This window comes from Vibrio sagamiensis NBRC 104589, assembly GCF_007990935.1.
Classification (GTDB): Bacteria; Pseudomonadota; Gammaproteobacteria; order Enterobacterales; family Vibrionaceae; genus Vibrio; species Vibrio sagamiensis.
In genome coordinates, this window is record NZ_BJXJ01000018.1 from 76,738 (window position 1) to 89,444 (window position 12,707).

The window sequence follows — 12,707 nt, forward strand, 5'->3', positions numbered from 1 at the left end:
AGATGCAAGTAATTCTGTATTAGGTATATTTTGTTAAATCTAAATATTTTAGTTTAATGTTCTGAATTTTATTCAATTTAATTTTTATCCAGTATTTTATTTTTTTTAATAAATTTTTCTAAATGCGTTTTTATTCTTTTTATATTAAATAGATAATATTTCACTCAAAACGATGGAAGATGAATATTTATTAGTAATAATTACATAAATTCGTCATATTATGCGTTGTTGAGTGGTTTGATGTGGTTATCGCATTCATTATAAAATCATAAAAATGCACTCTCTTGCTAAATTCCGCTTGATATATTTTAGTTAGGATCTTCTGAATATTAACAGCTATGACGTTTTGTTAAATTTTTGTGTTTCGCGGTGGTTTTTCATTTTTAGATAGCAATAATTACCCAGAATACTCGGGACGATTGTGTTTGTGTGTGGCTTTTTAATGCGATCCATGCCATATTTCATCGCATCAATAATGTTTCAATCAAGTCACTAATCTGGAGCCAAAAACATGTCTCACGAAGATGAATATCTATCAGTAGAAGAATTAATTGAGATTCAAAAGGAAGAGACTCGCGACATCATCGCAGCATTGCTTGAAGATGGTAGCGATCCAGATTCACTTTATGAAATTGAGCATCATTTATTTGCAGAAGATTTCGACACATTAGAGAAAGCAGTGGTTGAAGCTTTCAAAATGGGTTTTGAAGTTCTTGAAGCAGAAGAAACAGAAGATGAAGATGGCAACAAACTGCTTTGTTGTGATGCCACCATGGAGTCTGCATTAAATGCTGAAGCGATTGATGCTCAAGTAGAAAAGCTGGTTCACCTCGCAGAGAAATATGACATCATTTACGACGGTTGGGGCACGTACTACGAAGGTGAAGACGCGCTTTATACTGACGAAAATGAAGACGAAGAAGCGTAATCTGCTGCGTTTGAGCGTTAAGCTTTATCGATTTTTTCTCAGATAATGTGCCACATTACGTGATGAATAGGCCTCAAATCATTGGGGCTTTTTTATTGCTAGCTTCTCTTTGTTGTCTGAAGGCCCATCAATTCATAATGGCTCCAGAGAGTTTAAATCGTCCCTCTTCCATTCTTATATCATGAGATGAAAACTTCCCATTGAAGTGAGAAGCCAAATCTTCCTATAATGAGTGAAAATCGTTCACATTCAAGGTTGTTATGCAATTCTCACTCGCCGGCTTATGGCAAGTTTCTCCACTGACTGAACTTTCTATTCCACAAGATGACATTATTTTTCCTGCGCCTTTGAGTCAGGTGTTGCCTGCTGAATTGACAGAAGAAACGATTTGTCAGCAAGAATGGCATTTGATGCACGATATCGAGGTCGATGAGTCGATGATGGCATTTCCTGCGGTTGATCTGGTGTTAGGTGGTGTGGATTACCATGCTGAAGTGCGTTTAAACGGCGTCGCTTTATTTGATTGTGATGGAAAACAAGCGACATACAAGAAAGATATTCGCCCATACATGCAATTGGGGCGTAATCGCTTCGAAATTTTATTTGTCGCAGAAGAAGAGGAAGAGCTGCTCCTAGATGAAGATAAATCAGAGGAAGGCTTACCTGTACAAGTTCAATATCGTAACAACGATCAACGATTAGGAATATGGCAAGAACCTTACCTACAATTTATCCGCAATGTGCGTTTAGAATGTGTAGTAACAGAACAGATCTGGCACCACGGTGGGGGATGTGAGTTTAAAGTCGATATGTATTATCAAACGGTAGCACCAGGTCTAGTATCAGCATCGGTGAGTTTTAATGCAATGACTTATTCCATTCCTATTGATGTACGTTCGGATCACGCCAGTGCGTTGTTTCAGATTGAAGCACCAAAGTATGCGGATCCTGATAGCCCCGCCCAAAAAGACCTTTACCAATTATCTATCGCTCTCGATGGGCAACAGCAATCATTTTCGATCGCGTTAAATCAAACTCTTTGTATCAGCCATTCAGAACAATAATTTTTTGTTCGTTGCTTAGAGAGCTTTTATCATCACGATTTCACACGCATCATGCCCCGTATTTCCCAGTGGGGCATCTAAATAGTCAAAACCAAGCTTTTCATATAGGCTTACCGCTTCTTTAAGGCATGCAGTACTCTCCAAGTAACACTGTCGATAACCAAGCTGGCTGGCCAATTGTAAACTCAATGAAACGATACGTTTTGCAAAGCCATTCCCTCGAGCCTGAGGTAAAAAGTACATTTTTTGTAGCTCACATGTGCTAGGTTCGCCCGCAAGTGGTGAAAAACCACCGCCACCGATTATCTCTCCTTGGTGTTCTATTACCCAATATGCGGCCCCTGGTTGATTGTAAACAGAGTACATGTCATCCAGAGTCGGATCCGCAACGCCATAGCCCTTGTCTGCAGTTAAACCATATTCAGCAGAAACTTGGTGGATGACTTGCGCTATTTGTTGATTGTCGCTTTCGGTGAGAGGACGTAAGATTAATGCGTCTGCTTGACATACTTTGGTTAGCCCTTTTAGGTAATGCTCCATACCGCGTTTCAGTTGTTGCTGTTCTTCACTGGTTAACTGAGTAAGTATCTGTTCAAAAAAGGCATTTTGTTGAAGGTCGAGCTTAAGTAGAGTTGTTTGGCCTAATGGAGTGATCATGATGAGCTGGCTACGTTTATCTTTTGGATTTTTCAAGCTTTTGACCAAGCCTAGTTTTGTTAGGCTAGTAATGGTGCGGCTCGCATTAGATTTGTCGACATTAAGATGTTGAGCCAGTTGATTGACCGTCAAGGGTTGTAGCTTTATTTCCCCCAGCGCATGAGCTTGAACGGGTGTAAGGGCAATATCACTGCACTGTTTTTCCAACATTCCTAGTAGTCGAACAGCTTGGCGTGAGTAGTGACGAAGTTGACGAGCATTCATTATTGTTACCTCAAATAAAGTTGCGTAGCGCAATTAAATTAATTGCGCTACGCAACCTTGTCAAGGTTTTATCGTTTTAACAGTGTGTTGTTATCGCATTATTAGCTAGAACACAAACGTATGAATGTTTATTTAAGGCAAAACCATGGCATCAATTGGAAGAGTTTAAGCGTGATTATGGGTGCAAAATTTTGCTGAGATTGCCCCCGTTTTGCGCAGCCATACTTTTTCGTGAAAGTAATAAGCAATGGTATTCAAGCTCGGCTCTAGCATTGCCATAACGCCGCCAACAAATGCATTGCCAGTCAGTAAGTAGACGACAGTAAAAGCGACACTAAAGTGAACCGTAGCAAAACTTGCTGTTTTTATTTTGGTTTTAGACTGGTGGGAACGAAGTGCTGGAATGACTGACCATGCTTTCTCATGAAAATAGAATGCGACTGTATTAACTGAAGGTTCAATCATAGCAATTAAGCTACCAATCAAAATATCACCGGTCAGTAAGTAAGCGACACTAAATGCGATAGTAAAATGGAGTGAAGCGAAAGTGAGTGTCTTTTTCATGGTTATGCTCTCATGATTCAGTTTGATGTAATCATTATTGATAATCATTCTCATCTAATCAAGTGAAAAGTTAAGATTAATTTGATAGGTATTAACCATTAATCACAGAGCTAATTAAGGGGGAGGCTTTGATAATAAAAAAGGTTGGCCATCAGGGCCAACCTTTGCATGTAGGAAGCTTTTTTAAGCGAGTTTAGAGTGCAGCAATCGTTGCTTTCTGCTCTTCCAGCTTAACTAGCGTCTCTTTGTAGCCTTCAAGCTTCTCACGCTCTTTAGCAACAACGGCTTCAGGTGCTTTCGCTACGAAGCCTTCGTTACCTAGTTTGCCTTCGATACGCTTGATTTCGCCGTGAGTTTTCTTGATTTCGCCATCTAGACGAGCAAGTTCTGCATCTTTGTCGATCAGACCTGCCATTGGGATCATCAGTTCAGATTGACCCACTAGCTTAGTCGCACATGCTGGAAGTTCTTTATGATCAAGAGCTGCGCCATCAGCAAGAACGGTTAGGCTATCTAGTTTAGCAAGAGAATTCAGAACTACCTTGTTCGCTTCGATACGCGCAGCGTCTTTCTCGTTAGCAACCTTAATCATTACTTCTAGACCTTTGCTCGGTGCAATGTCGTATTCTGCACGTAGGTTACGGATAGCAGTAATGAAAGTCTTAACCCACTCGATGTCTTCTACGATCTCAGCGTTGAAGTTCTCTTCGTTAAACTGAGGAAGCGCTTGAAGCATGATTGTGTCACCTTCAACACCGTCTACTAACGGCTTAACGCTCTGCCAGATAGACTCAGTGATGTAAGGCAGTACTGGGTGAGCAAGACGTAGCGTCTTCTCTAGTACTGTGATCAGCATGTAGCGAGTTGCTTGTTGCTGAGCTTCAGTACCTTTCCATAAAACGGGTTTAGTTAGCTCTAGGTACCAGTCACAGAATTGGTTCCAGATGAATTCGTAAAGCGTGTTTGCGGCCATGTCTAGACGGAAGTTGTCTAGGTGAGCATTAAACTCTTTCGCTGCTAGCTCAAACTGAGATTCAATCCACTTATCCGCTAGAGAGAATTCCATGTTTGCACGTTCGGTCGCAGACAGTGACATACCACAATCGTGCTCTTCTGTGTTCATCAGTACGTAACGGCTTGCGTTCCATAGCTTGTTACAGAAGTTACGGTAACCTTCAAGACGCTTCATATCCCAGTTGATGTCACGGCCAGTAGAAGCCATAGCAGCAAGAGTGAAACGCAGTGCGTCAGTACCGTATGGTTCGATACCGTTTTCAAACGTCTTACGTGTGTTCTTCTCGATCTTCTTCGCTAGCTGAGGCTGCATCATGTTGCCACAACGCTTCTCTACTAGAGACTCAAGGTCGATACCATCGATCATGTCGATAGGGTCAAGTACATTACCTTTAGACTTAGACATCTTGTCGCCGTTTTCGTCACGGATGAGACCCGTTACGTAAACTGTTTTGAATGGTACTTGAGCTTTACCATTTTCATCTTTGTTGAAGTGCATGGTCATCATGATCATACGCGCAACCCAGAAGAAGATGATGTCGAAACCAGTTACTAGTACATCTGAAGGGTGGAATGTCTTCAGATCTTCTGTTTGCTCTGGCCAACCTTGAGTACCGAACGTCCAAAGCGCAGAAGAGAACCATGTATCAAGTACATCGTCGTCTTGGCGTAGAACAACGATTGGAGCAAGGTTGTTGTTTGCACGTACTTCTTCTTCAGTACGGCCTACATATACGTTGCCGTCGTTGTCGTACCATGCTGGAATACGATGACCCCACCAAAGCTGACGAGAGATACACCAGTCTTGAATGTCACGCATCCAAGAGAAGTACATGTTTTCGTACTGCTTAGGAACGAACTGGATCTCACCATCTTCAACTGCTTTCACAGCAGGTTCAGCAAGAGGTGCAGCGCGCACGTACCATTGGTCAGTTAGCATTGGTTCGATAACCACGCCACCACGGTCGCCGTAAGGTACCGTTAGGTCGTGATCTTTGATTTCATCAAGAAGACCGAGTTCTTCAAACTCAGCAACGATCGCTTTACGTGCAGCAAAACGCTCCATGCCGTGGTATTTAGCAGGTAGCTCAGTTGAGTAAACATCGCTAGCTTCACCGTTAGTAGTGAAGACTTCAGCCGCATCACGGATGTCTGCGTTGAAAGTTAGGATGTTGATCATTGGTAGGTTGTTACGCTTACCAACTTCGTAGTCATTGAAATCGTGCGCAGGCGTGATCTTCACACAACCTGTACCTTTTTCCATATCTGCGTGCTCATCGCCTACGATAGGGATCAGACGGTTAACGATAGGAAGTAGGATTTCTTTACCGATAAGATCTTTGTAACGTGGATCTTCTGGGTTTACAGCAACACCAGTATCACCAAGCATTGTCTCAGGACGCGTCGTCGCAACAACAATGTAGTCTTTACCTTCAGCCGTTTTCACACCATTTGCTAGCGGGTAGCGGAAGTGCCACATGTGGCCTTTTTTGTCTTTGTTTTCAACTTCAAGATCAGAAATTGCAGTGTGCAGTTTAGGATCCCAGTTTACTAGACGCTTACCACGGTAGATTAAGTCTTCTTCATACAGGCGAACAAACACTTCTTGAACAGCGTTAGATAGGCCGTCATCCATTGTGAAACGCTCACGGTCCCAGTCAACAGATGCACCAAGGCGACGAAGCTGTTTAGTGATAGTACCGCCAGATTCGTTTTTCCATTCCCAGATTTTGTCGATGAAAGCATCACGACCGTAATCGTGCTTAGTTTTGCCTTCTTCTGCTGCGATCTTACGCTCAACAACCATCTGAGTTGCGATACCAGCGTGGTCAGTACCTACTTGCCAAAGAGTATTTTTACCCTTCATACGTTCAGCACGGATTAGAGTATCCATGATCGTATCTTGGAACGCGTGGCCCATATGTAGGCTACCAGTGACGTTCGGTGGCGGGATCATGATGCTGTATGATTCTTTAGTAGTGTCACCGTGTGGCTTAAAGTAGCCTTTCTCTTCCCAAGTCTGATACAGAGCTTGTTCAATTGAAGTTGGGTTGTATGTCTTTTCCATGGCGCTCTTTTAATGGATACGTTGATGGTTGAAACTTAAGTCAATCTTTATAAGTGAACTCTCTTAATAAGGAGAGCTTAACTATAAGGATTGACTACGGGTGTTGAATATCGACGGTTTGTAGTTGATAACCAGCCTGTCGATAAACTTTATATCTTTCTCTTGCGAGTTGCTTCGCTTTTTCCTCGCAAGGCACGAAGTCTACCACCTCTGCAAACTTATTCGCAAAGGTTGTCTCATTTTCCGCCAAATTAATTACCAGTTGACGGTTCCAATTAGGTTTAACTCCGGAAAAACCGATTTCAATGGGTGTTGCATACTTAGGCCCCTCGCCAACGAGATTATGAGCGATGAACTTATCTGCATCGACTTGCCAGAAAGCTTCTGCTAATTGCTCTGCATGAGATTTATCGTTGCAGTTCAGATAGACCTTAGCACCTTGACGGGCAAAATGCTGTGCAAGGAAGACAATGTAATCTTCAAAGCCTGTTTTATCGGCCTGAGGGCTGTCTGGTTTGACGATATAGAAAGTTGCTCTTTGCATCACGATCTTGGCCTTTGTTATCCTAAGTGATGTGATTACTAATAAAAAAGGGCCCTTAGGCCCTTTTTTATGATTCAGAATTTATTCTTCTGTCTCTTGGCCGCTACGGTTTAGCAGGAATTGGACCAGCATGGAGACCGGACGACCTGTTGAGCCTTTTGCTGCCCCTGACTTCCAGGCGGTGCCTGCAATATCAAGGTGCGCCCAGTTGTACTTTTTCGCAAACTTAGACAAGAAGCAACCCGCTGTGATTGTGCCGCCAGGGCGACCACCGATGTTAGCCATATCTGCAAATGGGCTCTTCAGTTGCTCGTGGTACTCATCTGCCATTGGTAGACGCCAAGCACGATCACTTGCTTGCTCAGAAGCATTAATAAGCTCGTGAGAAAGAGGGTTATGGTTAGAGATAACGCCGCTGATGTGATGGCCTAGTGCAATCACACAAGCACCAGTTAGCGTTGCAACGTCTACCACACAATCTGGTTCGAAACGCTCAACGTAAGTCAGTGCGTCACACAGAACGAGACGGCCTTCAGCATCCGTATTAAGGACTTCGACTGTTTGACCAGACATTGTAGTGAGGATATCACCAGGGCGGTAAGCGTTGCTGCCTGGCATGTTTTCACAACCCGCGAGAACACCAATAACATTGATTGGAAGATTCAGTTTTGCGAGTGCCTTCATGGTGCCGAATACAGACGCCGCACCACACATGTCGTACTTCATTTCATCCATTGCTTCACCAGGCTTCAATGAGATACCACCTGAATCAAACGTCAGGCCTTTACCGACAAGTACGATAGGTTTAGTTTCAGAATCTGGATTGCCTTTATATTCGATGACTGACATCATCGACTCATTTCTTGAGCCACGGCCTACAGCTAAGTACGAAGTCATGCCTAGCTTTTCCATCTCTTCTTCACCAATAATCTTAGTCGTCACTGTCTCGTGATCATCGGCCAAGCGGCGGGCTTGTGAAGCTAAATAAGCTGGATTCGCAATGTTTGGAGGCATATTGCCTAAGTCTTTAGATGCCTTAACACCTGATGCGACAGCAAGGCCATGAGTGATTGCTTTTTCACCAAGGTTCAGTTCACGGCGTGTTGGTACGTTGAATACCAGTTTGCGTAGAGGTCGGCGAGTTTCTGGTTTCACACTCTTGAATTGGTCAAAGGTGTATAGACCATCTTTGGTCGCCTCTACCGCCTGGCGCACTTTCCAGTATGTGTCTCGACCTTTAACATGCAGCTCGGTTAAGAAGCAAACCGCTTCCATTGAGCCTGTTTCATTGAGTGTACTGATCGTTTTTTGGATGATTTCTTTGTATTGACGTTCACCCAATTCACGCTCTTTGCCGCAGCCGACCAAAAGAACGCGTTCTGATAATACTCCTGGCACTTGATGCAACAGAAGCATCTGACCTGGCTTTCCTTCTAAGTCACCACGACGAAGTAGTGAACTGATGTAACCGTCACTGATTTTATCAAGTTGTTCGGCTACTGGAGAAAGGCGACGTGGTTCAAACACACCAACAACGATACATGCGCTACGTTGTTTCTCTGGACTGCCACTTTTTACACTAAACTCCATGCGTACTCCTACATCCTGAAGACAAATTGCTATAAATGTTAGATAATGCTTACTTGCCGTTGAATTTTAGCTCAGGTCTTGACAAAAGAGCTGATTTTAGCGCTAACATTTAGTTTATAATTTTGAAAAAAATAAATGGTTCAACGGGAAACTATAGTGATTCGAGCAAAAAAACAAGTTTTGTATAGGTAATTTCAGCGTGATTATTGTTAGATATTTGATCCGCGAAACACTCAAGAGCCAATTTGCGATTTTCTTCGTGCTCTTTTTGGTCTTTATTAGCCAGAGTTTTATCAGTGTTTTGGCGGATGCTTCGAACGGGGAGATACCGGCAGGGCTCATTTTCTCTATTGTTGCTTTAAACATGCCCTCAATGGGGCTATTGATGCTGCCATTGAGTTTATATATCAGTATCTTGATTACCTTTGGCCGTTTGTACGCAGAAAGTGAAATTGTGGTGATGAATGCCACAGGAATAGGAAATAAGTTCCTGATACAAGCAGCCCTATTGTTAGCATTGCTGACTTCTGCCTTGGCTGCGTTTAATGCATTTTGGCTGTCACCTTGGTCACTGGATCGCGTAGAACAAGTCTATGAGCAAGTTGCTGCCGACAGTAGTGTTGATTTACTAACACCTGGTAAATTTCAATCATCGCCAGATGGTTCCTCGGTTATCTTTATCGATGATGTTCAAGACAAACGATTAGACAGTGTGTTTGTTGCCCAAGTTCGCCCACGCGATTCTATATTACCTAGTGTAATGTTCTCTTCATCTGGCGAGATAAAAGAATTATCTGATGGCCGTCAAATCATAAAGATGCATGATGGTAGCCGTTATGAAGGGGTACCGACACGCATCGAATATATGGTAACAAAATTTGAAGAGTATGAAGGTGTTATAGGGCAGCACGATATAAAAAGCAAAGGCCGAGCTTGGGATGCTTACCCGACCTCTTCTTTAATCGGTAACCCTAATGCTGAAGCTCAAGCTGAACTACAGTGGCGAATCTCATTATTTGTTTGTATTCCATTGTTGACTATGCTGGTTATTCCATTGTCAGCAGTGAATCCACGTCAAGGTCGGTTCGCCAAGATGGGGCCTGCGATTCTTATCTATCTCGCCTATTTCCTTGCAATCAGTGCGATGAAATCGGCTTTAGAAGACGGTGATGTGCCTGCAGTTGTGGGGATGTGGCCAATTAATGCAATGCTATTTTTAGCGGCCATTACCGCTAATATGATGGACAGTGTTGCCGTCCGACGGATAAAAGATAAATTTCGCAAGAAGAGGCTCGGATAAACGGTGTTTAAGATTTTAGATCTCTATATTGGTAGAACCATTGTTTCTACTATCGCTCTGGTACTCGCGACACTTATTGGTTTGTCAGGGATCATTAAATATATTGATCAGCTGGGCAAAGTAGGGCGAGGAACCTTTGATTTAATGCAAGCGCTGTACTACGTCTTGCTGAGCATTCCCCGTGATCTGGAGATATTCTTTCCAATGGCGGTGCTGCTCGGCTCCCTTATCGGTTTAGGAATGTTGGCTTCAAGCTCAGAGCTGGTGGTTATGCAAGCGGCTGGCTTTTCAAAACTTGATATTGGCTTATCAGTACTAAAAACAGCGGTGCCTTTGATGGTATTAGTAATGATATTAGGCCAGTGGGGAGCACCTCAAGCTCAAAAACTTGCGCGTGATATGAAAGCATTTGCCTTATCTGGGGGGAGCCTCGTTTCAGTTCAAGCGGGAGTTTGGGCAAGAGATGGCAACGACTTTATTTTTATTGGTAAAGCAGAAGAGGACACGCTTTATGGTTTAAATGTTTGGCATTTTAATCAAGACAAGCGGCTTGAAACGGTCACTTTTGCTGAACAAGTTGATTATCAAAAAGAGAACATGTGGCTGATGAAGCGTGTTCAGGTGACGGACTTAACGGATCCAAGTGTGATCACCAAGCGTGATGTTGAGAGTTTAGATTGGGAAACGTCTCTAACACCTGACAAACTTGCTGTGGTTGCGACAAGACCAGAAGAACTGCCTCTAAGTGGTTTGTATGACTACCAACGCTATTTGAAAGAATCAGAGCAAGACGCATCTCGTTACGAGCTTGCTTTTTGGCGTAAGCTATTTCAGCCTGTTTCCATTGCAGTCATGATGTTGATGGCCTTGTCCTTTGTTTTTGGGCCGCTCCGAAGTGTAACAATGGGAGCGAGAGTGTTGTCAGGGGTGATCGCGGGGTTTGTTTTTTATATATCGAGTGAATTCTTTGGCCCGCTTACACTGGTGTACAACATCCCGCCCGTTTTTGGAGCGCTTGCCCCAAGTTTAGTCTTCTTAGCTATTGCGATCATGTTATTGAGGCGCAAACACTAGTTTTTAATCAATTGTTTGCCTTGCGAATGGGACGACAAAAAAACGAGAAAATCAAAGGAGGTTCGACACCTCCTTTGATTTTATTTGGCGACAGGTAGCACAACCACTTCCGTTTTCGCCAACATATCATGCAGACCGCGTTTTTGAGGATCGATAATAGCGGTCAAATTGGCGACGCCAAAACAGGAGACTAAGAGGCGTAAAAGTGCTTGTTGGATAGTAATCGGTTTTGCATCCTTTTGATTCCTAATTTGTATTTTCCATGCTCGCATCCCCAGAGTTTGCCCAGCTCGTGTCCAGAAGAAAACGAAAAAGTAGATAGCTACAGCAAACAGATAAAAGCTAAATAGAGGGCTTAAAATAGGGTGTTTGCTGAGCATCTCAGCAGCATCACGATAAAGGCCGTAATCAACAATGTCTGCTGCTTTGAGTGCAAAAACAATCGCGATGACAATTCCTGCAGCTATCATTTCAATCGCTAAGATAATTAAAGAGTCGTAGAACAGAGCCCCGCAACGTCGGAGAAAGCCAGCGGGTGGAAGGGTGGTTGAAGTCATGAGCGCGCCATTACTGCCGATTAAATAGTAGTTTTCAGAATATCGATAACCGTTCGTGGTGAAAAGAGAGCGAACCCACAGTCTTTTATGTTGGTATCAATTTAGAATTATTCATTTAACCTCGGAGCGTTCTAACCGTCTCAAGATGAAGGATTAACGAGCTTTTTTTGTTCATGATGGCTTTAAATGTATTGCTCTGGTGAAAATATCGACAAACAGAAGTTATTTAAGGATTTTTTCTTGCGCAGACAAAAAGCATACGTATAATGCCAAGCATCAAAGGGACAACATCCCAAGATGCCGGTGTGGTGAAATTGGTATACACGACGGATTCAAAATCCGTTGCCTTCGGGCGTGGCGGTTCAAGTCCGCCCACCGGTACCATATGCAGAAAGGTCGCTCTTATAGCGACCTTTCGTCGTTTTAGGTGTCTGGAAATATTATATTTCTCACGTGCTTACCTCAGCTTTTGCCTTTCCTGTTATCAGAAAAAATTTCTCTCTATCGAACGATACCCTAATAGACTTGGCTTGCATTATAAGCAAGGTGCAGATAGTGCCTAAGGTTATGTTATCTCTATTTGGAGGGGGAGGATTTAGTCACTATTGCAGTGAGATTAGGTTTTGGTACTCATTTTGTTTCTTCCCATAGCTAAGGTCTATAAGCTCTACTTAGATCTTTACTATTACTGCTGGTACTTTGACGGTCTCGCAGTTTTTACAATGGAAAGTAAAGTTAAAGCAATGAGAGTGCTTATCCTATGAGTGCATCTCATGAGTCTACTTCTTACATCGGGTAATCCTCCTTCTAATAAAAGTAGAAAGGGCCTGCTACTATGTTTCATTGCCATGATTAAATTCAATTCAGTGGCATTACTCTGAATCAAGCATTTTGTAGAGCTACTAGATATATAAATGAAAAACTACGATCTTGCCATATCACTTATCCACAGATTTTTGTGGGTAAAGTGTGATAAAGCTGAGTGCAACTTGTCATTAAAATAGCATTTGAATGAGTTTTGCCCACTTAAGTGCTTTTTTTAGATAAATAGTATTTTTTTCTTGCTAAAGATAAAGGACTCTC

General features: G+C 42.8%; 10 protein-coding genes and 1 tRNA gene. 5 read left to right on the plus strand and 6 right to left on the minus strand.

Annotation, left to right across the window (positions count from 1 at the left end; all coding sequences use genetic code 11):
* Positions 1 to 511 precede the first annotated feature (511 nt).
* Together rraB and VSA01S_RS10550 are read left to right on the plus strand one after the other, a co-directional pair.
* A complete protein-coding gene (gene rraB, locus VSA01S_RS10545; RefSeq protein ID WP_039982992.1) occupies positions 512 to 928 on the plus strand; it encodes a ribonuclease E inhibitor RraB in 417 nt (138 codons plus the stop codon).
* Between the two features lie 260 nt (positions 929 to 1,188).
* Entirely contained in the window at positions 1,189 to 1,992 is an 804-nt protein-coding gene (locus VSA01S_RS10550; RefSeq protein WP_039982990.1) for a glycosyl hydrolase 2 galactose-binding domain-containing protein, read from the plus strand.
* A 15-nt stretch (positions 1,993 to 2,007) separates the two neighbouring features.
* Here the strand turns inward: VSA01S_RS10550 and VSA01S_RS10555 are convergent, their stop codons facing one another.
* From VSA01S_RS10555 to pepA, 5 genes are all read right to left on the minus strand, one after another.
* On the minus strand, positions 2,008 to 2,913 hold the full coding sequence (locus tag VSA01S_RS10555; protein WP_083932315.1) for a bifunctional helix-turn-helix transcriptional regulator/GNAT family N-acetyltransferase: 906 nt from the start codon (positions 2,911 to 2,913) through the stop codon (positions 2,008 to 2,010).
* Positions 2,914 to 3,078: 165 nt separating this feature from the next.
* Entirely contained in the window at positions 3,079 to 3,477 is a 399-nt protein-coding gene (locus tag VSA01S_RS10560; RefSeq protein ID WP_039982994.1) for a DUF2061 domain-containing protein, read from the minus strand.
* 193 nt (positions 3,478 to 3,670) lie between these two features.
* Positions 3,671 to 6,559 (minus strand): valine--tRNA ligase, encoded by a 2,889-nt coding sequence (locus VSA01S_RS10565; RefSeq protein WP_039982988.1) that lies wholly within the window; start codon positions 6,557 to 6,559, stop codon positions 3,671 to 3,673.
* Positions 6,560 to 6,653: 94 nt separating this feature from the next.
* A complete protein-coding gene (locus tag VSA01S_RS10570) occupies positions 6,654 to 7,103 on the minus strand; it encodes a DNA polymerase III subunit chi (RefSeq protein ID WP_033003604.1) in 450 nt (149 codons plus the stop codon).
* An 81-nt stretch (positions 7,104 to 7,184) separates the two neighbouring features.
* Entirely contained in the window at positions 7,185 to 8,693 is a 1,509-nt protein-coding gene (gene pepA, locus VSA01S_RS10575) for a leucyl aminopeptidase (protein WP_039982985.1), read from the minus strand.
* Between the two features lie 199 nt (positions 8,694 to 8,892).
* Between pepA and lptF the strand changes: the two genes are divergently transcribed.
* Both lptF and lptG read left to right on the plus strand, forming a co-directional pair.
* Positions 8,893 to 9,993: an LPS export ABC transporter permease LptF gene (gene lptF / locus VSA01S_RS10580; RefSeq protein WP_039982983.1), complete on the plus strand. Its 1,101-nt coding sequence runs from the start codon at positions 8,893 to 8,895 to the stop codon at positions 9,991 to 9,993.
* Between the two features lie 3 nt (positions 9,994 to 9,996).
* Positions 9,997 to 11,067, plus strand: a complete 1,071-nt coding sequence (lptG, locus tag VSA01S_RS10585) for an LPS export ABC transporter permease LptG (protein ID WP_039982981.1) — start codon at positions 9,997 to 9,999, stop codon at positions 11,065 to 11,067.
* An 80-nt stretch (positions 11,068 to 11,147) separates the two neighbouring features.
* Here the strand turns inward: lptG and VSA01S_RS10590 are convergent, their stop codons facing one another.
* Positions 11,148 to 11,624, minus strand: a complete 477-nt coding sequence (locus tag VSA01S_RS10590; RefSeq protein WP_039982979.1) for an RDD family protein — start codon at positions 11,622 to 11,624, stop codon at positions 11,148 to 11,150.
* 299 nt (positions 11,625 to 11,923) lie between these two features.
* Here VSA01S_RS10590 and VSA01S_RS10595 point away from each other — a divergent pair.
* Positions 11,924 to 12,008 (plus strand) — tRNA-Leu (locus VSA01S_RS10595).
* Positions 12,009 to 12,707: the final 699 nt, after the last annotated feature.

Bases quoted from the DNA above. Each gene is read 5' to 3' on its own strand.
- VSA01S_RS10560 (WP_039982994.1), bottom strand. From the start codon at position 3,477: ATGAAAAAGACACTCACTTTCGCTTCACTCCATTTTACTATCGCATTT.
- pepA (WP_039982985.1), bottom strand. From the start codon at position 8,693: ATGGAGTTTAGTGTAAAAAGTGGCAGTCCAGAGAAACAACGTAGCGCA.
- VSA01S_RS10550 (WP_039982990.1), top strand. From the start codon at position 1,189: ATGCAATTCTCACTCGCCGGCTTATGGCAAGTTTCTCCACTGACTGAA.
- VSA01S_RS10570 (WP_033003604.1), bottom strand. From the start codon at position 7,103: ATGCAAAGAGCAACTTTCTATATCGTCAAACCAGACAGCCCTCAGGCC.
- VSA01S_RS10555 (WP_083932315.1), bottom strand. From the start codon at position 2,913: ATGAATGCTCGTCAACTTCGTCACTACTCACGCCAAGCTGTTCGACTA.
- rraB (WP_039982992.1), top strand. From the start codon at position 512: ATGTCTCACGAAGATGAATATCTATCAGTAGAAGAATTAATTGAGATT.
- VSA01S_RS10565 (WP_039982988.1), bottom strand. From the start codon at position 6,559: ATGGAAAAGACATACAACCCAACTTCAATTGAACAAGCTCTGTATCAG.
- VSA01S_RS10590 (WP_039982979.1), bottom strand. From the start codon at position 11,624: ATGACTTCAACCACCCTTCCACCCGCTGGCTTTCTCCGACGTTGCGGG.